Here is a 24,145-nt window from a genome sequence, read left to right as displayed (position 1 = left end):
TTAATTTCTTCAGTAAACCCTTGGGCTTATCAGTCAGGTGAATAAAAAGCAGAATGAGTCAGCTCAGCACAACAGGCAAATATAGACTTGTAAGCATCCTTTTCGTTCTATCCCCATCATGATTAATTTCATTCGGTCATGTCGCATTATTGCCAGGCTAAAATGCCGATCGGCATTGCATGATGGTCAGAACCCAGTAGAGTATCGCCTTCTTATCGCGCCTTTGCCCTGTGAGATGACGAAAGAGACCAAGGAAAAGATCAATGAAAGTATTGCTGCCCGCTCTGCTGACGGCTGGTTTTCTGTTTTCAGCTCAATCGTTTGCCAAAATCGATGAGCCGGATGTCGAGGCTGATTGCGAGAAAATTGCGGACTATGCTGCTCTGGGCAACGCGGCATACCAAAAAGGGGATTACGTCAAAGCAGCCGATCATTTCCGCGATCAGGTGGCCTGGAGTGAATTCTGCCAGCATCCGCAAAGTGCCCTGGCGACGGCATACAATAATTCGGCGCTGGCGTATTTGCGCCAGGGTCAACTGCGCAAAGCCCGCGCCTGGCTGGCATTGGCGGCTGACGATAAAAAGTCGCAATACAACCTTTCGCGCATGCAGGACTCTCTGACGGCGCTGGCCAAGCCCACCAGTCCGGTCGGGGAATATTGGCAATATGCTGGTTTTGGATCCTGGAATACCGTCGAGGTGAAAGCCAAAGGCGAGCGGTATGAGATTCATTATGACGGCCTGTACATGGGCGCGATGGCGCTCTATTACGGCCCCAATATTGGTGAGTTTACGGCGGTAGCGGCGATAAAGGATCAGCAGGCGGTGTACCATCAGTCAGATGATTCAGACTATGGCGGAACCTGTGATGTTGAAATGGTTTTCAGCGACGAAAACGTCGCGCTGAAAACTCACGGAGACTGCGGTTTTGGGCATAACGTGCGGGCAGACGGCGAGTTTGTCCGCGTCGCGCCCTGAGCAATAGCGCCGGATCGTTTGAACCGGCGCCACCTGCTACTGTTTTATTGCGGCCATTTCATTTCGCCTTTCAGTACCTTCGCACTCATTTCAAGATCGCTCTCTCCGCTTAATTGCGGGTAGTGTTTTTTCATCGCGGCGATCAGTTGAGCGGAATCTTTGGCTTTCGGCAGTTCCTGTTCAGCAGTGATGAGATAGTTCTGCGTGAAGGTCACGGACTCCAACGTCTGCGGTGCGCCTGGCAGGAAATGGCCCGGAACGACCGTTTTTGGTTGCAGCGCTGCAATATTGTCCAGCGTCGTCAGCCAGTTTTTACGCGACTCCACGCTCTGGCTGTCCGCCAGCCACAGATGCATATTGCCCGAGACCACCACGCCCCCCACGACAGCGTTCAGTGCCGGAACCCAGACAAACGTTCTGTCCGGTATTGCCCCTTTCAAGCCGTTGATTTGCAGTTTTTCACCATCCACACTGAAACTGTCGCCGTGCAGTACTTCAGGAATAATCACCTCTTTAGGGGCATTTTCTTGCAATATCGGCCCCCAATAGGCCAATTTTCCCGCTTGGGTGGCCTGAATTGCCGCAACGGTTTGTGGCGTAGCGATAATTTTGGCGTCAGGGAATGCGGCCTTGATGGTGTCCAGACCAAAGTAATAATCGGGATCGGAATGGCTGATATACACCGTCGTCAGCTTACGGCCCGTCTCTTTGATTTTTTTCACCAGTTCCTGCGCGTCATTGCGCTGGAATTGCGCATCGATTAACACGGCTTCGTGCGGGCCGCTGATGATTTCGGAAGAGACCGGGAAAATGCTGCGTTCGCCGGGGTTATAGACCTCCAGTTTTAAGGGGGTGGCGGCATGAACTGCCGAGGAAAAAACGAGTGCAGCGCCGGTCGCGAACAGAACAGATGATTTGGTCATGGGATATTTTCAGTCAGTCACTCAGATAGTGTGCGTACTATAGATTGCATATATCGATTGAAAAACCGGATAATGAGCAATTGTTTGTTGCATAAATCGGACGAATTATGGATCGCATTACGGCAGCACACGTTTTTATTACCATCGTGGAGCGCGGCAGTCTGGTCGCGGCGGCAGAGTCATTGGACATGTCCCGCGCGATGGTGACGCGCTATTTATCGCAGATGGAAGAGTGGGCGGGGGTACGCTTGCTGCACCGAACCACCCGCAAGCTCAGTTTGACGGATGCCGGTGAGAATACGCTGGGGCGCTGCCGTAAAATTCTGGCGATTGCTGCTGAAATCGATGTCACGCCGGAACTGGGCGATGACGCGTTACGCGGATTGCTGCGCATCAGTTGCTCCCAGTCACTGGGGCAAACTGCGCTGGTGGTCGCGATTACGGAATTTCTCCGGCAGCATCCTCAGGTTGCCATTGATTTGCAGATGAGCAATCGCGCCATCAATCTGGTTGAAGAACGTATTGATTTGGCCCTGCGCATTACCAATGAGCTGGATCCCAATCTGATTGCCAGGCCGCTGGCGCAGTGTGCCTCAATCATCTGTGCGGCACCCTCTTATCTGGCGGCTCACGGCACACCGCATAAACCGCAGGATTTGGCGTTGCACAATTGCCTCACGTACTCCTATTTCGGCAAAAGCCTGTGGCATTTTGAGCATCAGGGCAAGCAGTTGGCGGTGCCCGTCAGTGGCAATCTGAGTGCGAATGAGTCGGTGGTTTTACTGGCTGGGGCCGTAGAGGGGGCAGGCATCGCGCTGCAACCCTGGTATTCGGCTGCGCCGCTGATTGCCAACGGACAATTGGTAAAGTTAATCCCGGATTATCAACCGCAAGCGATGGGCATCTATGCGATCTTTACTTCGCGCCGACAAATGCCTGCCACGCAAAGAGCGCTGCTGGACTATCTGGTCGACTGGTTTTCCCACCATCCTCGCTGGCAATCACTTCTGCCATGACAGGGTGCTAAATGATGAGCACTGATGATTTAGCGAAAGTTATTAACGTGAATGTAACGTTTATATACATTTTGTATCGTCCATGCGTTCAAGCATTTAGCGAAATAATGGCGGATTTTACACCGGGGACCGGACAAAGCTGCTGGTCAATGGGGCGCATGCCGTGCTATTTCTGTGAGGCAAATCAAGAGTGATAAAGGCTTAAAAATTATAAGGATATCTCCGATAACCTGGCGTCGGGCTTTTTTATCGGCTTGGTTCCAGATGTCGACACTCTTGCTGCTCTGACCCTTTCTTTCCGGGCTGCCCGCGAGCGGACTCCCCCGGAATTCTTTCGATTTATTTAAATACTTATCTGCCCGCGGCGGACGAAGTTCTGCCGTCGATCAGAATGACATTGATTGGGAGCGTGTATGCCTATTTCTCTTCTGGCGTTGGCAATGAGTGCCTTTGCCATCGGCACCACTGAATTTGTGATCATGGGGTTATTGCCGCAGGTGGCGGGCGATCTGCATGTCAGTATTCCATTGGCAGGGTGGTTGATCAGTGGTTATGCGCTGAGTGTGGCGATTGGCGCACCCATTATGGCGCTGTTGACCGCCAGACTGCCGCGTAAACATACGCTGCTACTGTTGATGGCGATCTTTATTATTGGCAACGTCATGTGTGCGCTGGCGTTCACTTATCAATTTCTGATGTTTGCGCGTGTTATTACCGCGTTGTGCCATGGTGCATTTTTCGGGATTGGTGCCGTAGTCGCCGCAAATCTGGTTGCACCCAATCGGCGGGCATCGGCAGTTGCGTTGATGTTTACCGGCCTGACGCTGGCCAACGTGCTCGGCGTACCGCTGGGCACGGCGCTGGGGCAGGTTTTCGGCTGGCGTTCGACGTTCTGGGCGGTGTCAATCATTGGCGTGATCTCGCTGGTGGCGCTGTTCACCAAATTGCCGGAAGCGAAAAATGAAGCGCCGACTGGGTTGCGTAAAGAGATGGCCGCCCTGCGTGGTGCAGGGATCTGGTTGTCGCTGCTGATGACAGTGAGTTTTGCTGCTGCCATGTTTGCGCTCTTTACCTACATCGCGCCGATCCTGACTGACGTGACGGGCATTACGCCGCAAGGCGTGAGCTGGACCCTGCTGCTGATGGGGTTGGGGCTGACGATCGGTAATGTCGTGGGCGGGCGACTGGCGGACTGGCGGTTATCTGTCAGTCTGACGCTGACGTTTGTGCTGATGGCGGCATTATCCATCCTGTTCAGTTGGACCAGCATGTATCTGCTGGCGGCGGAGATTACCTTATTCTTCTGGGCTGCGGCGTCCTTTGCCGCCGTTCCGGCGTTGCAAATCAACGTTGTGGCGTACGGCAAGAACGCGCCGAATCTGGTTTCTACGCTGAATATCGCCGCGTTTAATGTCGGAAATGCGCTAGGTGCCTGGGTCGGTGGCGTGGTCATTGCCGGTGGTCTGGGATTGACCACCGTTCCGCTGGCCGCCGCCGCACTGGCGCTGTTTGGTTTCGCGGTCTGCTTCTTCACTTTCCGCCGCGCGGCCCGCAACGCGACGCATACCGCTGCACACTAAAGCAATCAGCAGGCGATCGCTGCCGACAACCGTGCCGGAAAGTGATTGGCCTGCTGTTTTAAATGGGCAATAAACGTCGTCACCAGTGCTGATGATGGCCGATGCACTGGCCTGATAATGCTCACCGTAAAGGGAACCTGATGGCTGAACGGACGAATGGCGACTCCACCTTTGCCTTCAGCATAATCCAGAGCCGTCAAAGGATTCACAATCGACATGCCCACGCCTTCCCGAACCATCGCACACACTGATGCGGCGCTATGCGTTTCCATCACCATCCGCCGGGTTATGCCGTTTTCGCTAAACAAAGCATCCAGAAGTTGTCGATAACTGTCGGTGATCGACAGGCTGATGAAGTTTTGCTGTTCAAAATCTTGTGGAGTCAGCTCACGCTTCGCCAGCAATGGATGCCCGGTTGGCAGCACGCAGACTTCGTTCAGCGTTAACAACATTTCACGTTCGGTTCCTGCCGGGGCTAGCACATTCTCGGTCAGGCCAATGTCGTGGCGTTGGGCAGAAAGCCACTCTTCCAGCAGCGGGGATTCCTGCGGAATGATATTGAAACTCACGTCAGGGTAACGATCGATAAAGGGTTTGCAGACGGCGGGCAGCAATGACTGGCTGAACATCGGCAGACAGGCAATCGACAACTGCGCCTGCTGAAACTGACGGATGCCGTCCGCAGCATTGATGATCCTTTCCAGTCCGTAATAGGAGCGCTGTACTTCCTCATACAGCCGCAAGCCCTGCACCGTGGGGTAAAGGCGTCCGCGCAAGCGATCGAACAGGCAAAGATTAATCAATTTCTCAAAGCGTGCCAGTTCACGGCTGACTGTTGGCTGCGACGTTTGCAGCAGCGCGGCAGCCTCGGTGAGATTACCGGTAGTCATTACCGCGTGGAATATTTCAATGTGACGCAGCGATATAGCGGCCATGGAAGAGTCCTCGTTGACGATACCCATATCATAGATGAATAGACTATAGGCAAATAGATATTTTTCATCCCGCTTTATGCCAGTAATAATCAGGGCAATGTTTTCATGAATGAGTGCCTTGTGGACGATGGTTTTAATGAACGATCGTTTTACCAGACCCTCGTTGATATAGAGAGTTGAGAGGATCTTATGCCACGCGCCCTGAATGACCTGAGCACCGCACTGACCGCAGAGAATTTACTGGCGTTGCCGCAACGCTTTGGTTGCCCGGTGTGGGCCTATGATGCGGATATCATCAGCCAGCGTATTGCCCAGTTACGGCAATTTGACGTGATCCGTTTTGCGCAGAAGGCTTGTTCCAATATTCATATCCTGCGCTTGATGCGTGAACAGGGTGTGAAAGTGGATTCGGTTTCGCTCGGTGAAATCGAACGTGCGCTGCTGGCGGGTTATCTTCCGGGGCGTGAGCAGAGTGAGATTGTCTTTACCGCCGACGTATTGGATCAGCCTACGCTGGATCGCGTGACTGAACTGGATATTCCGGTCAATGCCGGTTCCATCGATATGCTGGAGCAGATCGGCCAACAAAAAGCCGGGCATCCGGTGTGGTTGCGGGTTAACCCTGGGTTTGGTCACGGCCATAGCCAAAAAACCAATACCGGCGGTGAAAACAGCAAACACGGGATTTGGTATGCCGATTTACCGCAGGCGCTCGCCCAGATTCAGCGTTACTCGTTGAAACTGGTGGGAATCCATATGCACATTGGTTCTGGGGTGGATTACCAGCACCTGGAGCAGGTATGTGATGCGATGGTGCGTCAGGTGGTTGAAATGAATCATGACATCGAGGCAATTTCAGCCGGGGGCGGTTTGTCGATCCCTTACCAGTTTGGCGAAGAGTCGATCAATACCGAACACTATTATGGCTTGTGGAACCGCGCTCGCGAGCAGATTGCCGCACACCTCGGTCATCCGGTAGGTCTGGAAATCGAGCCGGGACGTTTTCTGGTGGCAGAATCCGGCGTGCTGGTGGCGCAGATCCGGGCGATTAAAGAGATGGGGAGTCGCCACTTCGTGCTGGTGGATGCCGGTTTCAACGATCTGATGCGTCCGTCCATGTATGGCAGCTACCATCATATTTCTCTGCTGCCTGCGGATGGCCATGATATCAGCGAACTGCCGTTGCGTGAGTCAGTGATTGCCGGGCCGCTATGTGAATCGGGCGATGTCTTTACCCAGCAGGCGGGTGGCGGAGTCGAAACGCGGGCTTTGCCTGAAGCGCGGATTGGCGACTATCTGGTCTTCCATGACACCGGGGCGTACGGCGCCTCGATGTCATCCAATTACAACAGCCGTCCTCTCTTGCCGGAAGTGCTGTTTGAGCACGGTGAACCGCGACTGATTCGCCGCCGCCAAACCATTCAGGAATTGCTGGCACTCGAGTTGTTGTAAACCAGTCGTTGTTAACGAATGGCTGTAAACAGCCAGAGGTTGGACTGAGAAATAGCGGGCGCAGGCGTTCGCTATTTTTTTTGCGATGCAGACAGGGAAAATGGCCCGCAACCGACCGATTCCCGCAACCTGAGCTCCCCAACAAAAGGGGGCAACTCGGCGATGGGCTTGCCATTAATCAGACGCAAGGCTTGTAAAAACGCCGCCTCAATCATCCCTTCAATGGGCAGAAAAACGGTGGAGAGCGCAGGTAGCAGATAGGCCGCCCTGGGTTCGTCATCAAAACCAAACAGGGAAACATCCTCCGGCAGTTTTTTACCGGCCTCATTCAGCGCTCTCATGGCACCAATCGCCATATCATCGTTGCTGGCAAAGAGGGCGCTGAAAGGCGTTCCCGTCGCCAGCAACTGCTGACAGGCATGGTAACCGCTGGCAACGGTACTGATACCATTTACGACCAACACAGGATTTGGCGTAATGCCGTGTTCACGCAGTGCCTGTTGGTAACCGGCCAGACGCAGTTTTGCGGTGGGGGTCGCAATCGGTGCGGTGATACAGGCGATGTCACGGTGACCCTGCTGGATAAGGTAATCAACGGCATTGAACGCCGCCAATTGCTGTTCGAAGAAAACGCAACGTTCTCGCGCCTTGGGCAGATCGCGGTTGATCACCATCAGCGGCGCAGGCAGCGTTTCCAGCAACAACATCAATTCGCTTTCAGACATATAACGGGTATAGAGGATGATGGCATCACAGCGCCGGTCAGCCAATAATCTCACGGCCTGGATTTCACCTTCCGGCGTGTCGTGACCGTCGGTCACGATTAAATGTTTACCGCTGGCCTCGGTGAGTTTTGCGGCCTGACGCAGCAGGCTGCCAAAATAGGGACCATCAAAATTGGATACCACCAGGCCGATGCTGTTCGAGCTTTTGGTTGCCAGTGATTGCGCCAGGAAATTCGGTCGGTAACCCAACTCATCCATCGCCTTGAAAACCGCATCACGGGTGCTCTGTTTCACCTGTCCGGTATTGTTCAGCACGCGTGATACGGTTGCCTTCGACACGCCCGCGCGTACAGAAACATCCAGCATGGTGATCATCAATCGCTGCCCTCATGGAATCATTGACCGTCGCCACTTCCTCCGGATTGGGGGAAGTAAAATGGATCCACAGTTTAACATAGCGATCGTCCTAAAGCGGAAACCATTCGTTCCGCGCTAGGTGAGTCTTTTGTCTCATTAATCAGCGTTATGGCAAATACTTCACACCAGGAAAAATTGGTCAGGCAGCTTTATGCGTTATTGCCAAACATCTCCCGGCGTAAAAGAACGATTTCTTCGGCCAGGTCGCGGCAAAGCATGGCAGTCATCAGGTGATCCTGAGCGTGCACCATGATCAAATTCACCGGAATTTTACCCACGCCCTCATCCAGGCCAATCAGTTGAGTTTGCACCTTATGCGCCTCGCGAGCCGCGGCCTGAGAGGCTTCCAGCATCTCATCAGCCTCTTGCCATGCCTGCCTGCGCGCGGCCTGAATCGCCATCATGGCTTGTGAACGGGCTTCCCCGGCATTGATCAGCAGTTCCATGACGGTTTGTTCGAGATCGAGAATCATCAGCTATCCTTTTTGGTATGCCAAAACTTGGTTTTTTCATCATATTGGAATTCCAATACGCTCTTGTGAGAGAGCGATCACAGAAAAATAATTCATTTCCGCTAATTTTGGCATACCAAACGCGATCGAGCCTCACGCGCCGGGAAAATGGGAATTCCTCAGAATCGGACTCTGTTTAAAAAAATAAAAATGTCCTAGCAAACACAAAACTCGAAAATCAAGAGGTGATGTCATGTCATTTAAAGACCGGCTAATAGACTCTCTGGGCGGTTTTGCCAACACGTTCAATAGCCTCAGATATATTATGGCAATCAAAGCAGCGTTCATTACGCTGATGCCCGTAATTATTGTGGGGGCATTTTCCGTGCTGATCTCCAATATGGTGATGGATCCAAAAAATGGACTCGCCAGTTTTCAAATATTTTCCTTCCTGGCTACGCTCAAGCCAATAATGACCAGTATTAACTACGCCACCCTGAGTTTCCTGACTATTGGTGCGGTTTTTCTGATTGGTATTGAATTAGGCAAGATTAACGGCAGCCGAACGTTATTTCCGGGATTACTGGCGGTAATATGTTTTATTGCCGTGACGCCAACCACTATAGAACTGATGGTCAACGATCAGCTGCAGGTGGTGAAAGATGTATTGGCGAAACAATTCTCTGATACCAAAAGTCTGTTCCTCGGAATGTTTATTGCCATTTTGGCAGTAGAGATATATTCCCGGCTTGAACAGGTGAATGGTTTGAGAATTAAAATGCCGGAAAGCGTACCGCCAAATGTGTCGGCCTCTTTCTCCGCATTGATTCCCGCGATTATTACCGTTGTCGTGATTGCGACCTTTGGTTTCGTCTTCCATAAAGTTACGGGTATTTACCTGTATGACGCCGTCTACCGGGTCATTCAACAGCCGCTGGAGTCGGTGGTGCAGAGCCTGCCGGGTATCCTGATCCTGATGTTTGTTGCCCAACTGTTCTGGGTTATCGGCATCCATGGCAATCAGATGATCAAACCGATCCGTGAACCGCTGCTGCTGGGCGCAATCACCGTCAATATGACCGCGTTTGAACAGGGTAAAGAGATCCCGAATATCATCACCATGCCGTTCTGGGACGTCTACATGAGCATCGGTGGTTCCGGTTGCACTATCGGCCTGCTGATTGCGGTCATGATTGCTTCCCGCCGCAAAGAGATGAAAGAGATCGGTAAACTGTCGCTTGGGCCAAGCTTTTTCAACATCAACGAGCCGGTGATATTCGGTATGCCGATCATGCTTAACCCGATTCTGGCGATTCCCTTCATCATTACGCCGCTGGTGACCGGAACGATTGGCTATTTCGCCACCAGCCTTGGATTTGCCGGTAAAGCCGTGGTGATGGTGCCCTGGACTACGCCGCCAATCATCAACGCCTGGCTGTCAACCGCCGGTTCTATGGGGGCGGTTGTGACGCAAATAGTCTGTATTGCGACGGCTATCCTGATCTACCTGCCGTTTGTGAAAGTCGCGTCCCGCCGGGCTGAAAATGCCCAGAATGAAGCCGCCAAAGTTGAACTGGCCCAAAATGCGTGAGGTATGTAATGAGCAAGGTTTCTATCGCCATTCCTGAAGGATTTATTCTTGGTGCCGCCGCGTCAGCGTGGCAAACCGAAGGATGGAGCGGGAAAAAACCGGGGCAAGATTCGTATCTTGATGCCTGGTACAAGAATAACCGTCAGGTATGGCACAACGGCTATGGCCCGGCGAAGGCGACGGATTTTATTAATCGTTATCAGGAAGATGTCGCGCTGATGAAACAGAGTGGCCTGAGCCACTATCGCACCTCCATTAACTGGTCGCGCTTTCTGACCGATTACGAACGGGGCACTGTTGATGAAGAGTATGCGGCTTACATCGACAGCCTGCTTGACGAGATGCAGCGGCAGGGCATTGAACCGATGCTCTGCCTGGAACACTATGAACTGCCTGCCGTTTTGCTGGAAAAATACGACGGCTGGAGCAGCAAACATGTGGTTGAGCTGTTCGTACTGTATGCCGAAAAGGTATTCGAGCGCTTTGCAGGCAAGGTAACGCGTTGGTTCACCTTTAATGAGCCGATTGTGGTGCAGACCCGGGTCTATCTGGATGCGATTCGCTGGCCGTTCGAGCAAAACACCGCAAAATGGATGCAGTGGAATCATCATAAAAATCTGGCCACGGCGAAAGTGGTGCAGCTTTTCCGCCAGAAGGGCTATGCACAGCAGGGCGGCAGCGTGGGGGTCATTCTCAATCCTGAAGTGACTTACGCCCGCTCAAGTGCCGCGCATGACGTCAAGGCCGCCGATATTTATGACCTGTTCTATAACCGCGTATTTCTCGACCCGGCGATTAAAGGGGAATATCCGGCACAATTACTGGCCTTGCTTGAAAAGCACCAGATTCATTTTGACTGCAGCGAATCCGAACTGGCGATTATTCGTGAGAACACGGTCGATGAAGTGGGGATCAATCTTTATTATCCGTATCGGGTAAAAGCCCCAAGTCGGGAGTGGAATAAAGAGACCCCTTTTCACCCGGCCTATTATTACGAGCATTTTGAATTGCCGGGCCGCCGCATGAATAAATCCCGTGGCTGGGAGATCTATCCGAAGATCATTTATGACATGGCGATGCGGATTAAAAATGATTACGGCAATATTCCCTGGTTTATTGCCGAGAATGGCATGGGGATTGAAAACGAAGTGCAGTTTAAAAATACCCATGGCGAAATTCAGGATAATTACCGGATTGAGTTTATTGCCGAACACCTTTACTGGGCGCTCAAGGCGAAAGAGGACGGTGCCAATTGTCACGGCTATATGCTGTGGGCATTTACCGATAATGTCTCGCCAATGAATGCGTTCAAAAACCGCTACGGATTGATTGAGATCGATCTGGAAAATAACCGCAATCGGCGGCAGAAAAAATCATCACACTGGTTCAATGCGTTAAGCGAATCACGCGTGCTGGAATTAACGCTGGATGATGATGAAAAATAGTGAGGAAGAGTGATGAAAAGAATCGTTTTAGCCTGTTCGGCAGGAATGTCCACCTCACTGGTGGTGACCAAAATGGAAAAAGAAGCGACTGCCCGTGGTCTCCTTTACGAAATTTATGCCATTCCTGAGCAGAACCTGCGCGATGAATTGCAGACATTCGGTAATGACGTGGTGGTGGTATTACTTGGCCCCCAGGTGCGTTTTAAGCTGGCCGAGAACAAAAAATTAACGGACAGCTATCAGATCCCCATCGCTGTCATTGATACAATGGCGTATGGCACGCTAAACGGTGCGAAAGTACTCGATCAGGCCCTGGGTTTGATAGACTAAGTCCTTTGCCAGCATCGCAGGGCGAAAAAGTGGGTTAAAGGGGATTTAACCCACTGTTTTAAAGGTGATATTTTTCACCGTTTAAAAAGTCGACCCTGTAGCGACTGGCCTGTTGGGCGGTTTAATTGAGTTCTTTGTGGCTTTTAGGGTGAAATCGTGGAAAAAGGTGTCATTCCGCAAGAAAGAAAGCAGTATCAGGAAATTGGTCAGGATCTGCGGCAGAAAATACAGCAAGGCCATTATGCGGTGGGATCTCGCTTGCCGCCTGAACGTAACATTGCCGAAAGTTATGGTGTCAGCCGTACCATCGTCCGCGAAGCGTTGCTGATGCTCGAATTGGAAGGGACGGTGGATATCCGTCAGGGTTCGGGCGTCTATGTGATGCGTATTCCGGCGGAAGATGAAGAGCAGGACGAGGAGTTGCGCAATGAAATCGGCCCTTTCGAAGTGCTGCAAGCGCGACAACTGTTGGAGAGCAATATTGCGGCCTTTGCTGCCACCATGGCGACAAAAAGTGATATTGAGAATTTACGCCGCACGCTGGAACAAGAACAACGCGCCATCGTGGCAAATGATACCAGCGGCGACAACGACAAACTGTTCCACCTGCTGATCGCCGGTGCCACGCAGAATCAGATGCTGCTGGAGACGACAAAAAATATCTGGCAGCTGCGGGATAACAGCCCACTCTGGCAACAGTTGCACAGCCATATCGCCACGCGCGGTTACCGGCTGAAATGGCTGGCAGATCATCAGAATATCCTTGCTGCCCTGCGCCGACGCGACGTGATGGGCTCCTATCAGGCCATGTGGCAGCATTTGGAAAATGTCAAAAAGACCCTGATGGAGTTGTCAGATGTCGATGCCCCGGAATTTGATGGTTATCTCTTTGAATCTGTTCCCATCTTTCAGGGAAAATTGGTCTAGTGGGGCATGGCGTGGTACGTATCGAATTTCTGGCCGATCATCCGCAGTTTGAACGGCAGGTGACGGACTGGCAGTGGCAGGCGTTCGGTAGCCATAACAGCCGAGAGTTTTTTGCCAGTATTGTCAAAAGCAGCATGAAAAAACAGGGACTGCCCCTGACATTTGTTGCCTTGCGCGACGGCGAGATACTCGGCACGGTGGGATTATGGCGCTGTGATTTGATTAGCCGACAGGATCTCACCCCCTGGCTCGCCGCACTGTATATAGACGAAGCCCACCGCGACGCCGGTTTGGGCCAGCGTCTACAGCAGTTTGTGTTGGAGTACAGTCGCCAGGTCGGTTTTGGCGATCTCTATCTGTATGCGACATTCAGTGGTTATTACGAACGTCAGGGTTGGGAGTACATCGGTGACGCCCTCGACTATCCAGATAAACCCGTTCGCCTATATCATCAATCACTTAACGATTTCTAATCATGCCCATTCTGGGGTGAGGCCACCGAATGGCGTCTGACTAGCGTCGGGCTGAACATATGGGTGGTTTCCGGGAGAGGCAGATTGCTGGCCAACGCCAATGCCAACTCTGCGGCCTGCGTAGCCATCGCCACGACCGGGTAACGGATAGTGGTGAGGCGCGGGCGCAGATAGCGCGAAATCAGCACATCATCAAAACCAATCAATGACATTTCATGCGGCACGTCGATACTATTATCGCTCAGAACGGAGAGCACACCTGCCGCCATGGGATCGTTATAGCAGGTAACGGCGGTAAAATTCTTCCCATGGCCGAGCAGATCGGTCATTGCCAACTCGCCGCCCACTTCGTCCGGCTGCCCGTAGGCGATCAGTTTGTCATCCACAGGAATATTGTGTTCTTTCAATGCGTCGAGATAACCTTGCAGGCGGTCATTGGCGTCCGAAATCTGATGGTTTGAACAGATAAAAGCAATGCGCTGATGCCCGGCCTGAATCAGGTGACGGGTCGCCAACCACGCGCCATGGCGATCGTCAAGGGCCACACAACGCGACTCAAAACCTGGGACGATGCGGTTGATAAGCACCATGCCCGGCATTTGTTCCATCAGGTTACTGAGTTCAGCATCGGGCAGTTTCTTGGCATGCACCACCAGTGCCGCGCAACGGTGGCGTATCAATTGTTCAATGGCCTTGCGCTCTTTCTCTACGTCATGGTAACCGTTACCAATCAGCAGGAAATTACCGGTGCTATAAGCCACTTGTTCAACGGCCTTTACCATCGCGCCAAAAAACGGATCTGACACGTCTGCCACAATCAAACCGAGGGTTTCGGTGGATTGTTGCGCCAGAGCCCGCGCATTTGCATTGGGGTGATATTGCAGCTGTTCCATGGCGCTCATGACTGAAACACGAGAGTTTTCACTAGCTTTCGGGGAGTTATTGATAACGCGTGATACCGTTGCAACAGAGACGCCCGCCAGTCTCGCTACATCCTTAATTGTGGCCATAGATTTTCCAGAAAAGTGCAGGGTAATCGCTTACATTGTTCAGTTTTGCGGAAATCGCCGTGCTGCGCAAGGGGTGTAGATCGCAACTTTATGATACCAGCGCAAAGAACTGCCCATTAAGCAGACCTTTGCGCGTCGATGGGACGGGGTAACGCGGAAAAACGCTAAAGCGTGGGCTCGGTTTGACTCCCGGCCGCCGGTTCCGGAAGAGACGCGTAGTGGCGCGTGACGGCTGCCGCTGCCGCCGCAATATCCGCAGGCTGTCCTGCTTGTATCAGCGCGGCACCGTAGGCAACGACATTCGCCAGAACGGTACTGAATTTTGCGTTCGGGCCAGTATGGTTCAGGCGGATCAGGCGGCGGGAAATGGCCCCCACGCCCGGCGTCAGTGTGACTCCAAGGCGGGCGGTGGCATCCAGCAGATCGTCGATGTTCACCTCATCCGGAACGGGCGCGGCCGTGACCAACGCTGACGCCTGATCGTCCTCGGGAACCCAGGGCACGACGCCCATGGCCCGCAAACCCGCGCGGGTCGCCCGTGTCGCCAGGATATGCCGGTTAATCATATTCACCAGCCCCTCTTTATCCAAACGATCGAGCGCAGATTCCAATCCCCAGAAATCCAGGGACGAGGGCATTCCCGGCAGACTTTGACGACCACGATCGAGCCACTGGCGTTTCAGCTCGCTCAATGACAGGCAGGATTGCGCATAACTGGCCGGCGTATTGAGTTGCTGCCAGGCACGTTCACTGACGCTGATTGCCGACACCCCGGCGGGTCCACCGAGCGCCTTTTGCGGACCAATCACGGCCAAATCAATGCCCAATGCGTCGACGTCCAGCGTATGCCCGCCGAAGGACGCCACGGCGTCAACGATTAACAATGCGCCGCGCTGTTTGACCAGGGCGGCAATATCCGCCAGGGGATTGACGATACCGCTGGCCGCTTCACCATGTACCACCACGACGGCATCGATATGCGCGAGTTTATCCAACGCGTGGCTGAATTCTTCCAGGCTGACCGGGAAACCGCTGTGCGCTTTTACGTCATGGATAGTGGCACCACCGCGGCGTAACCACTGGCTGAAATAGAGTCCGTAAGGGCTGGTGACCACATTCAGGATATGCATGCCGGGACGTGAGAGACTGACGGCCACCGACTCAAGCGCGATAATGGCTTCACCCTGAATCAGCAACACATCATTGCGGGTATTGAGTAGCGCGGCCAACCGGTCGGCCAGTGGGGCAAATCTCTCCGCCGGATAGGCGGGCAGATCGAGAAGCGGATACCAGGTTGAATCTGTCATAACAAGCTCCTGTTATAGCGAGCCGGCAGAGGGGAATGGCGACTCAATGTGATTCCAACGGGCGGTGATGCGCGGTTGTTTACAGAAAAGTGTAGGGGCGATTACCCACCTTGGCGATAAAAACCGCGTTTTTGCCTCGCAAGCCGAGTTTTATAAATCCTTAGTCCAATTTGTGCTTTGAATCTTTCATCTGCTGAATGTTATTTTTATGCCCCATTTACTGCCACCGAGACCGTCATGTCCATAAAACGCTATCCGCAACTTGCTCACTGGGGGGCGTACACCGCCGTAGTTGAAGACGGGAAACTGATCCGCTGCGAGCCTTTTGCTGGCGATCCCGATCCTTCCCCTTTGTTGAATTCGATCGCCCCGTCGGTCTATTCCGACAAACGGATTCAAAAGCCTGCTGTGCGCCGTTCATGGTTGCAAAAGCGCGAAAATAGCGATCGCTCGCTGCGGGGGCGTGAAGAGTTTGTCGAAGTGGAATGGGACGTGGCGCTGGATCTGGTGGCGCAGGAGAACCGTCGGGTGCGCGATCGTTACGGCGCTTCGGGCATTTTTACCGGCTCTTACGGTTGGTCATCGGCCGGTCGCCTGCATCATGCACGTTCGCTGGTTCGTCGCTTCTATTTCAGCGGTGGCGGCGGTGTCGACCAAGTGGGCAATTACAGTTGGGGCGCGGCGCAGTTTTTCCTGCCTTATATAATTGGTACCTACAGCCCAATGACCGGTCGGGTAACGTCCTGGGAAAGCATTGCGGAACATTGCGAGGTGTTTGTCGCGTTTGGCGGACTGGCGCTGAAAAATGCCCAGGTTGCCTCGGGCGGGGCGGCGGAGCATACCCTGAAACCCTGGCTGGAAAAGCTGGTCAGCAAAGGCATTCCGATTATCAATATCAGCCCGATGCGTGATGACTGCCCTGAATTTGCCAAGGCCGAATGGATCCCTATCCGACCCAATACCGATGTCGCGCTGATGCTGGCGCTCGGGTATGAAATCCAGCGTCAGGGTGCCCATGACTTGGCTTTTCTTGCCAGTCACTGTACCGGTTATCCACAACTGCTGGAGTATCTGACCGGTGCGCAGGACGGGATAGCGAAAACCCCGCAGTGGGCCAGCGAGATTACCGGCATTCCTGTGGCTCGCATTGAGTGGTTGGCGCAGCAACTGATTGGCGTACGCAGTTTGATTACCGGCTCCTATTCCGTGCAACGGGCGCACCGAGGGGAACAGCCTTACTGGATGCTGATCGCACTGTCGTCGATGTTGGGGCAGGTGGGATTGCCGGGTGGCGGCTTTGCCTTTGGCCATGGTTCAATGAACAGCGTGGGCAATCCACGCCACGACACGCCGGGGCCGACCATGTCGGCAGGACAGAATCCTGCCGGGCTGTCGATTCCGGTCGCGCGTATTTGTGACATGCTGTTACAGCCGGGGCAGCCTTACGAATTTCAGGGTGAAACCCACCATTATCCTGATATTCATCTGGTTCACTGGGCGGGCGGCAATCCTTTCCATCACCATCAGCAACTGAATCGGCTGCTGGAAGGCTGGCAGAAACCCGATACTATCATCGTGCAGGATATCTGGTGGACGCCAGCGGCCAAACTGGCCGACATCGTCTTGCCCGTAACCACGACGCTTGAACGTAATGATATCGGCGGATCGTCGCGCGATCGTTACGTTCTGGCGATGCATCAGGCCATTGCCCCGCAGCATCAGGCACGCAATGATTTCGATATCTTTGCCGAACTGGCCGATCGCCTGGGTTATCGCGAGCAATTTACCGGGGGGCGCAATGAACAGCAGTGGTTGCACCAGATTTATGAGCAATGCGGTGCGGCGCAAGCAGGAACGGGTGTGGAGTGGCCGGACTTCGAGACCTTCTGGCAACGTGGTTATGTGGAATTACCCAAACCCGAGAAGCCGTTTATCTTCTTTGAAGAGTTCCGCAATAATCCTCAGGCCAATCCGCTGAAGACGCCGTCCGGCAAGATTGAGCTGTTCAGCGAAAAAATTGCCGGTTATCGCTATGAGGACTTTGCGCCACATCCGCAATGGCAGCCGCCAGTGGAATGGTTGGGCAGCGAGACTACCAAACAGTGGCCCCTGCATCTGATTTCGATCCAACCCAGCGATCGGCTGCACAGCCAGCTCGATCAGGCTCCGCTGGCACAAAGCAATAAAACAGCCGGAAAAGAGACGCTGCATATGCACCCAGCGGATGCACAGGCGCGGGGAATCGAAAACGGCGCGTTGGTGAAAGTTGTCAATCAGCGCGGTGCCTGCCTGGCCGGCGTCTATATCACCGACGGCTTGACGCCGGGCGTGGTACTGATGTCTACCGGAGCGTGGTTTGATCCGGATTTTGTGGGGAAAGACAACGGCATAGAGCAATCTGGTAACCCCAATGTATTGACGCTAGATATTGGTACATCGCGTTTAACTCAGGGTCCGAATGCCATGAGTTGCCTGGTTGACGTGGTACTGGCCTGATATTCATTGCTGGTTACACTTTGCAGATTTATGTTGCGATTCGCCGCTGGCTGTACTTCTGATAAACGGGATACATTGAACGTCCCAGAGGTATTGATTGGTGAATTATCAACATACTCTGTATGTTGAAACCATTTTATAATGTTTGCACCAACCTACGCGGATGCGTAGGTTTTTTTTTGCCTGAAGCTTTTTCCGCCAATTTAAGAGGGGTTTACCCCGTCGACTGTCGTCAGTCGCCCATATGCTGGTGTATTCTGTTTGCCATGCGGTGGCGCATTTTTTGCGTTCCTGGTTTTCCCTCATATGGAGATGGGCATGGTTTATTCTTTATTACGTGGCTTGTTCAGACTGCTATATCGGGTCTCGGTGGATGCCGATCCAGCGCAATTCAAGCATGAAAAACTGCTGATCACCCCCAATCACATCTCTTTCCTTGATGGCGCGTTGCTGGCCCTGTTCCTGCCGGTAAAACCGGTTTTTGCTGTCTATTCCAGCATTACCGACCGCTGGTTTATGCGCTGGCTGAAAAAATACATCGACTTTGTTCCGCTCGATCCCACCAAACCCATGGCGATCAAACATCTGGTGCGGGAAGTGCAGAGTGGCAGGCCGATTGTGGTATTCCCCGAAGGGCGGCTCACCGTTACCGGTTCATTGATGAAAATCTATGATGGCGCGGCTTTTATTGCTGCCAAGTCAGGTGCCACCGTGGTGCCCATTCGGCTCGATGGTGCGGAATATACGGTGTTTGGCCGGTTGCGCGGTAATTTCAAAACCCGCTGGTTTCCAAAAATAACCATTCGCGTTCTGCCCGCGACTCAGATTGAGATGCCTGATGCGCCCCGGGCCCGTGAACGGCGGGTTCTGGCGGGTGAGCGTCTGCACCAGATCATGATGGATGCCCGAATGAAAACGCGGGAGCCGGAAACCCTTTTTCAGGCTTTCCTGTCGGCCCAAACCCGCTATGGCCGCTTCAAACCTTGTATCGAAGACATTGCATTCAAAGAAGACAGCTATCACGGTCTGCTGAAAAAAATCCTGGGCGTGAGCCGGATTTTGCAACGTTTTACCCAGCCGGGTGAGCATGTCGGCATGTTGTTGCCCAATGCCACCATCATGGCTGCGGCAATTTTTGGCGCGTCGCTGCGTGGGCGGGTGCCTGCGCTACTCAATTACACCTCGGGTTCGAACGGTATCAAAAGTGCCATGAAAGCGGCGCAGATTAAGACCATCGTGACGTCGCGGCAGTTTCTGGAGAAAGGGAGGCTGACCCATTTACCGGAGCAGGTCACCGAGGCCAACTGGGTCTATCTGGAAGACTTGAAGGACACCATCACCGGGCAGGACAAACTGTGGATCCTGGCACATCTGATTTTTCCGGCCAGAGCCATGGTAGAGCAGAAACCGGATGATGCGGCGCTGGTGTTGTTCACCTCGGGTTCAGAGGGCAATCCAAAAGGTGTGGTTCATTCGCATGCCAGTCTGTTGGCTAACGTTGAACAGATTCGAACCATTGCCGATTTCACGCCACGCGACCGGTTTATGTCGTCATTGCCGCTGTTTCACGCCTTCGGACTGACGGTCGGCCTGTTTACGCCGTTGTTCACCGGCAGTCGGGTTTTTCTTTACCCAAACCCGCTGCATTATCGGGTGGTGCCGGAATTGGTTTACGACACCAACTGTACCGTTCTGTTTGGCACCTCGACCTTTCTGGGGAATTATGCCCGTTTCGCCCATCCTTACGATTTTGCGCGGTTGCGCTATGTGGTGGCGGGCGCAGAAAAGCTGGCTGACAGCACCAAACAGATCTGGCAGGACAAATTTGGTATCCGCATTCTGGAAGGGTATGGCGTGACGGAATGCGCGCCCGTTGTGGCCATCAACGTACCGATGGCGGCGAAAGTCGGCACCGTCGGGCAGATTTTACCGGGTATGGAGTCCCGCTTGATGCATGTACCTGGCATCGAGCAGGGCGGGCGACTGCAACTGCGCGGCCCGAATATTATGAAAGGCTATTTGCGGGTGGAGAATCCCGGCGTGCTTGAGCCACCTGTGGCAGAAAACGCCGCAGGCGAACTGCAACCGGGCTGGTATGACACGGGGGATATTGTCACGCTGGATGAAAAAGGATTTTGCGTCATCCGGGGACGGGTCAAACGTTTTGCCAAACTGGCCGGTGAGATGGTCTCGCTGGAAAGCGTGGAGCAACTGGCGATTCGGGTGTCTGCCGATCATCAGCATGCGGCGACCGCGCGCAGTGACAGTGCAAAAGGCGAGGCGCTGGTATTATTTACCACCGATGCGGGATTAACGCGGGACGCCCTGTTACGGTCGGCACGCGAGGCAGGAACGCCTGAACTGGCTGTACCGCGTGATATACGCGTAGTGAAAACCCTACCTCTGCTGGGCAGTGGTAAACCCGATTTTGTCACCCTGCGCAAAATGGCAGAACAACCGGAGAATCAGGCATGAGTCAAACCACGGCGACAGATGGCCCTTTATTATCGCGAAGTATGATTGCGGTAATCGTCGCGCAATTTCTGTCGGCATTCGGTGACAACGCGTTGTTGTTTGCGACGTTGGCGCTGATAAAACAGCTTCTCTATCCCGACTGGAGCCAGCCGGTTCTGCAAATGGCTTTCGTGGCGGCCTATATTATCCTCGCCCCTTTCGTCGGACAGTTTGCCGACAGTTTTTCCAAAGGTCGGGTCATGATGTTTGCCAACGCACTCAAGCTGGCGGGGGCGCTGGTGATCTGCTTCGGCTTCAATCCGTTCCTTGGCTATACGCTGGTGGGGATCGGGGCTGCGTCTTATTCACCGGCCAAGTACGGTATTTTGGGTGAAATCACCCGTGGCGAACAGTTGGTGAAAGCCAATGGATTGATGGAAGCATCAACCATTGCGGCGATTCTGCTGGGTTCCGTGGCCGGGGGCATGCTGTCCGATTGGAGTCTCACGGCGGCTCTTTGGGCGTGCGTGATCGCCTACGGTGCGGCCGTTGTCGCCAACCTGTTTATTCCGCATTTGGCCGCTGCAAGGCCAGGTTCGTCATGGCATCCCCGCGCCATGGTGACAACTTTTGCGGCAGCTGCGTGCAGTCTGTGGCGTGACGGTGAAACGCGTTTCTCGCTCATGGGCACCAGTCTGTTCTGGGGAGCGGGGGTGACGCTGCGTTTTCTGCTGGTACTGTGGGTACCGGTCGCCCTGGGTATTGCCGACAACGCAACGCCAACGCTGTTGAATGCGATGGTAGCCGTTGGGATTGTCTTTGGCGCAGGGGCCGCAGGGAAATTCGTCACGCTGAAAACGGTGAAGCGCTGTATGCCTGCGGGGATTTTAATGGGTGTTGTCGTGGCTGCTTTCGCGCTGCAACATCAATTATTCAACGCGTATGTGCTACTGGTCGTTATCGGTATTTTGGGGGGATTCTTTGTTGTTCCGCTGAATGCATTGCTGCAAGAACGTGGCAAACAGACCGTGGGCGCAGGCAATGCGATTGCCGTGCAGAATCTGGGTGAGAATACCGCTATGCTGTTAATGCTGGGGCTCTACTCGCTGGTTGTAAAACTGGGTGCGCCGGTTGTGGCCGTTGGCGTTGGTTTCGGTGTGGTTTTTGCGCTAGCGATTGCTTCCCTGTGGGTATGGCAAGTTGTGCAGGCTCGTAAAGCGCGCAAGGTATAATTTTCACAAGGAGGGTGGAAAGATTCCACCCTCCTGTTTCAGTGGGTATGACCTATCAGTGATAACACCTGGAGATTTAAGGCGCAGGAATGGTAAAGCGGCGGTGTATCTCTTCCAGTTTATCCAGAACGTCTTGCTCCAGAACCAGATCCTGACTGTCGATATTGATCTTCAACTGTTCTACGGAAGTGGCTCCCAACAATGTGCTGGCAACGAAGGGTTGCTGACGCACAAAGGCCAGCGACATTTGCGCCGGATCCAGCCCGTGATGTTTCGCGAGCGTCACATATTCGGCGATCGCTGCCTGGGTGTGCGGTGCCGAATAACGCGTAAAACGGCTGAACAGCGTATTGCGTGCGCCTGCCGGTTTTGCCCCGTTGAGGTACTTGCCGGTTAATGTGCCAAACGCCAGGCTGGAGTAGGCCAGCAGTTCGATACCTTCACGATGGCTGATTTCTGCCAGGCCGATTTCAAAGCTGCGGTTCAGCAGGCTGTAGGGATTTTGGATCGAGACAATGCGCGGCAGATCGTGTTTCTCAGCCAATTGCAGATAACGCATCACGCCCCAAGGCGTCTCGTTCGAAATACCGATATAGCGAATCTTGCCTGCGCGGACCTGTTCGTTCAGCGCTTCCAGCGTTTCCAGAACGGTGACGGCCAGTTTGTCATCGGTATAGGTGTAATTGAGTTTACCGAAGGTATTGGTCTGGCGTTGCGGCCAGTGCACCTGATACAGATCAAGATAATCGGTGTTCAGGCGTTTCAGGCTGGCATCGAGAGCCGCCCGGATGTTTTTGCGATCGAGAATCTGGTCTGGACGAATTGCGCTGTCATTGCCGCGTGAAGGGCCAGCCACCTTGCTCGCGAGGATCACTTTCTCACGGCAACCGCGGGCTTTCAGCCAATTACCGATATAGGTCTCAGTCAGGCCCTGGGTCTCTGGTCGCGGGGGAACGGGATACATTTCCGCGGTATCTATAAGATTAATTCCCGCAGCCAGTGCGTAATCAAGCTGCTGGTGGGCTTCGGCTTCGCTGTTCTGTTCACCAAATGTCATGGTGCCAAGTCCCAGCACGCTCACTTCTAAAGAACTGTGGGGTATACGGTGATATTGCATTGCCGGTCTTCCTTAGTATCTGAGAATGTCAGGCTGAATATGAACTTGTCTACAAGGACGCTATTTCCCTTACAAGGACTCTATTGCCTTATAAGGACTATAACGAAGCAATTAGTGTGGGGGAAGAGCGATAACAGTCAGGAAGGAGAAAAAGAGGTCTCCTTATATAGGCTGCCAATCACAGGCAGCCTATGGAAGAAATAATAAGATTACCTTTCAAGTACCTGGGTGACTTGATTACCATTGATCTGACGTTCATTACCCTGTTCATCGGTATAACGGATCAATCCAGTATCTTTATCAATACGTGGTTTACCCTGCGTCAGAATCATGTTTCCTTCCTTGGTTGCTATAACGTAATCGCTTGAGCAGCCAGCCAGTCCAAAAACAATCAACATGGCAGACGCAGCCAACATCCACTTTTTCATCTTTTTTTCCTTGGTACCAGTAATAGTGAAATCTTGTTAAGCGTAGCAAATAGAGAGTGATAAAAAGGGGCAGCCAGCGCTATTTAACACTTTTTTGAGATTAAACATAAATAGCCATACTTTTTGTATGCATTTAAAGTAAGAAATGGCGTGCCAATAATTGACGGGTGAAATCTTTCTTCAAATAAAAGCCCCGTGGCAACGTCATAATGGGCTGCCCATGTTCGCCGATGGCTTCGGTCAGCGCTTTGCTGTTAGCGGCTTTTGGTCGCAATTGCAACACTTCACCATGGCGCGCCGTAACGTTTTCGACGTGGCCCAGGACGATCAGGTCCATCAGTTCTTCCCAATCACGACGCAACAGCTGTTCTTCTTCTGCCGAAGGGCTCCAGAGCAGAGGCGAGCCGATTCTACGCCCGGCCAAAGGTAACTGGCGGGATCCTTCCACAGGGATCCACAGCACCCGGGCCAGTTTGTGCCGCACATGGCTGGTGTGCCAACTCACGCCGCTGTTGCCCGTCAGGGGGGCGACGCAGACAAACGTGGTTTCCAGAGGTCTTCCTTGTTCATCGATCGGGATGGTTTTTAGTTCGATACCCAATTGCGGGAAGTCCTGTTCGGGCTTACTTCCTGCGCTCGCTCCCAGGAAGAGTTCCAGCAACATGCCTACCCAGCCTTTGTCCCGCTTAAGATTTGCGGGTATGGCAACGCCAGCCAGGGTTGCCAATTCACCCAATGAAAATCCCGCCAGAGCCTGGGCTCGCACCAGCAGTTCATCCTCATCTTTCGGGGGAGGAGGTGGGGAATACAGTGAAATAGTCATAGCCACGGCCTGTCAAAAACGGTTAAAAAACACTC

The 24,145-nt window shown here is 53.3% G+C and carries 21 protein-coding genes; 12 read left to right on the top strand and 9 right to left on the bottom strand.

What is annotated here, in order from left to right:
- Nucleotides 1-263: 263 nt before the first annotated feature.
- Nucleotides 264-977: a tetratricopeptide repeat protein gene (locus DRI82_RS14085; RefSeq protein ID WP_114194554.1), complete on the top strand. Its 714-nt coding sequence runs from the start codon at nucleotides 264-266 to the stop codon at nucleotides 975-977.
- Nucleotides 978-1,021: 44 nt separating this feature from the next.
- On the opposite strand, the gene DRI82_RS14080 is transcribed toward DRI82_RS14085, so the two are convergent.
- On the bottom strand, nucleotides 1,022-1,900 hold the full coding sequence (locus DRI82_RS14080; protein ID WP_114194553.1) for an MBL fold metallo-hydrolase: 879 nt from the start codon (nucleotides 1,898-1,900) through the stop codon (nucleotides 1,022-1,024).
- 107 nt (nucleotides 1,901-2,007) lie between these two features.
- Here DRI82_RS14080 and DRI82_RS14075 point away from each other — a divergent pair, with 107 nt between their 5' ends.
- Both DRI82_RS14075 and DRI82_RS14070 read left to right on the top strand, forming a co-directional pair.
- A complete protein-coding gene (locus DRI82_RS14075; RefSeq protein ID WP_114194552.1) occupies nucleotides 2,008-2,916 on the top strand; it encodes a LysR family transcriptional regulator in 909 nt (302 codons plus the stop codon).
- 413 nt (nucleotides 2,917-3,329) lie between these two features.
- Nucleotides 3,330-4,496, top strand: a complete 1,167-nt coding sequence (locus DRI82_RS14070; RefSeq protein ID WP_114194551.1) for an MFS transporter — start codon at nucleotides 3,330-3,332, stop codon at nucleotides 4,494-4,496.
- 5 nt (nucleotides 4,497-4,501) lie between these two features.
- On the opposite strand, the gene DRI82_RS14065 is transcribed toward DRI82_RS14070, so the two are convergent.
- A complete protein-coding gene (locus DRI82_RS14065; protein WP_114194550.1) occupies nucleotides 4,502-5,431 on the bottom strand; it encodes a LysR family transcriptional regulator in 930 nt (309 codons plus the stop codon).
- A gap of 189 nt (nucleotides 5,432-5,620) precedes the next feature.
- Between DRI82_RS14065 and lysA the strand changes: the two genes are divergently transcribed.
- Nucleotides 5,621-6,883, top strand: coding sequence for a diaminopimelate decarboxylase (gene lysA / locus DRI82_RS14060; protein ID WP_114194549.1), 1,263 nt, complete (start codon nucleotides 5,621-5,623; stop codon nucleotides 6,881-6,883).
- A 71-nt stretch (nucleotides 6,884-6,954) separates the two neighbouring features.
- Here the strand turns inward: lysA and DRI82_RS14055 are convergent, their stop codons facing one another.
- Both DRI82_RS14055 and DRI82_RS14050 read right to left on the bottom strand, forming a co-directional pair.
- Nucleotides 6,955-7,983, bottom strand: a complete 1,029-nt coding sequence (locus DRI82_RS14055) for a LacI family DNA-binding transcriptional regulator (protein ID WP_114194548.1) — start codon at nucleotides 7,981-7,983, stop codon at nucleotides 6,955-6,957.
- Between the two features lie 191 nt (nucleotides 7,984-8,174).
- A complete protein-coding gene (locus tag DRI82_RS14050; protein ID WP_114194547.1) occupies nucleotides 8,175-8,498 on the bottom strand; it encodes a PTS lactose/cellobiose transporter subunit IIA in 324 nt (107 codons plus the stop codon).
- 232 nt (nucleotides 8,499-8,730) lie between these two features.
- Here DRI82_RS14050 and DRI82_RS14045 point away from each other — a divergent pair, with 232 nt between their 5' ends.
- From DRI82_RS14045 to DRI82_RS14025, 5 genes are all read left to right on the top strand, one after another.
- On the top strand, nucleotides 8,731-10,068 hold the full coding sequence (locus DRI82_RS14045) for a PTS sugar transporter subunit IIC (RefSeq protein ID WP_114194546.1): 1,338 nt from the start codon (nucleotides 8,731-8,733) through the stop codon (nucleotides 10,066-10,068).
- 8 nt (nucleotides 10,069-10,076) lie between these two features.
- The gene (locus DRI82_RS14040; protein WP_114194545.1) at nucleotides 10,077-11,513 is read left to right on the top strand and encodes a glycoside hydrolase family 1 protein; all 1,437 of its coding nucleotides are present in this window, start codon (nucleotides 10,077-10,079) and stop codon (nucleotides 11,511-11,513) included.
- Nucleotides 11,514-11,525: 12 nt separating this feature from the next.
- Nucleotides 11,526-11,843: a PTS sugar transporter subunit IIB gene (locus tag DRI82_RS14035; RefSeq protein WP_114194544.1), complete on the top strand. Its 318-nt coding sequence runs from the start codon at nucleotides 11,526-11,528 to the stop codon at nucleotides 11,841-11,843.
- Between the two features lie 156 nt (nucleotides 11,844-11,999).
- On the top strand, nucleotides 12,000-12,770 hold the full coding sequence (locus DRI82_RS14030; protein WP_114194543.1) for an FCD domain-containing protein: 771 nt from the start codon (nucleotides 12,000-12,002) through the stop codon (nucleotides 12,768-12,770).
- 11 nt (nucleotides 12,771-12,781) lie between these two features.
- Nucleotides 12,782-13,243, top strand: a complete 462-nt coding sequence (locus DRI82_RS14025) for a GNAT family N-acetyltransferase (protein WP_114194645.1) — start codon at nucleotides 12,782-12,784, stop codon at nucleotides 13,241-13,243.
- On the opposite strand, the gene galR is transcribed toward DRI82_RS14025, so the two are convergent.
- Both galR and DRI82_RS14015 read right to left on the bottom strand, forming a co-directional pair.
- Nucleotides 13,240-14,253 carry an HTH-type transcriptional regulator GalR gene (gene galR / locus DRI82_RS14020; protein ID WP_114194542.1) on the bottom strand — a complete coding sequence of 338 codons (1,014 nt, stop codon included), beginning with the start codon at nucleotides 14,251-14,253 and terminating at the stop codon, nucleotides 13,240-13,242. The genes DRI82_RS14025 and galR overlap by 4 nt on opposite strands.
- A gap of 164 nt (nucleotides 14,254-14,417) precedes the next feature.
- Nucleotides 14,418-15,560, bottom strand: coding sequence for a pyridoxal-phosphate-dependent aminotransferase family protein (locus DRI82_RS14015; RefSeq protein WP_114194541.1), 1,143 nt, complete (start codon nucleotides 15,558-15,560; stop codon nucleotides 14,418-14,420).
- A gap of 237 nt (nucleotides 15,561-15,797) precedes the next feature.
- On the opposite strand from DRI82_RS14015, the gene DRI82_RS14010 reads away from it, so the two are divergent.
- From DRI82_RS14010 to lplT, 3 genes are all read left to right on the top strand, one after another.
- Nucleotides 15,798-18,056: a molybdopterin guanine dinucleotide-containing S/N-oxide reductase gene (locus tag DRI82_RS14010; protein ID WP_114194540.1), complete on the top strand. Its 2,259-nt coding sequence runs from the start codon at nucleotides 15,798-15,800 to the stop codon at nucleotides 18,054-18,056.
- 318 nt (nucleotides 18,057-18,374) lie between these two features.
- Entirely contained in the window at nucleotides 18,375-20,531 is a 2,157-nt protein-coding gene (aas, locus tag DRI82_RS14005) for a bifunctional acyl-ACP--phospholipid O-acyltransferase/long-chain-fatty-acid--ACP ligase (RefSeq protein ID WP_114194539.1), read from the top strand.
- Nucleotides 20,528-21,742 carry a lysophospholipid transporter LplT gene (lplT, locus tag DRI82_RS14000; RefSeq protein WP_114194538.1) on the top strand — a complete coding sequence of 405 codons (1,215 nt, stop codon included), beginning with the start codon at nucleotides 20,528-20,530 and terminating at the stop codon, nucleotides 21,740-21,742. Before aas ends, lplT begins: the two co-directional genes overlap by 4 nt.
- A gap of 76 nt (nucleotides 21,743-21,818) precedes the next feature.
- Here the strand turns inward: lplT and DRI82_RS13995 are convergent, their stop codons facing one another.
- From DRI82_RS13995 to mutH, 3 genes are all read right to left on the bottom strand, one after another.
- Complete coding sequence (locus tag DRI82_RS13995; RefSeq protein WP_114194537.1) at nucleotides 21,819-22,859, bottom strand: NADP(H)-dependent aldo-keto reductase; 1,041 nt, start codon at nucleotides 22,857-22,859, stop codon at nucleotides 21,819-21,821.
- Nucleotides 22,860-23,068: 209 nt separating this feature from the next.
- On the bottom strand, nucleotides 23,069-23,287 hold the full coding sequence (locus tag DRI82_RS13990; RefSeq protein ID WP_114194536.1) for a YgdI/YgdR family lipoprotein: 219 nt from the start codon (nucleotides 23,285-23,287) through the stop codon (nucleotides 23,069-23,071).
- Nucleotides 23,288-23,420: 133 nt separating this feature from the next.
- Nucleotides 23,421-24,104 carry a DNA mismatch repair endonuclease MutH gene (gene mutH, locus DRI82_RS13985; protein ID WP_114194644.1) on the bottom strand — a complete coding sequence of 228 codons (684 nt, stop codon included), beginning with the start codon at nucleotides 24,102-24,104 and terminating at the stop codon, nucleotides 23,421-23,423.
- Between the last annotated feature and the right edge of the window lie 41 nt (nucleotides 24,105-24,145).

It is taken from the genome of Edaphovirga cremea (assembly GCF_003332275.1).
Classification (GTDB): Bacteria; Pseudomonadota; Gammaproteobacteria; order Enterobacterales; family Enterobacteriaceae; genus Edaphovirga; species Edaphovirga cremea.
This window is presented reverse-complemented; position numbering and strand designations above follow the sequence as displayed.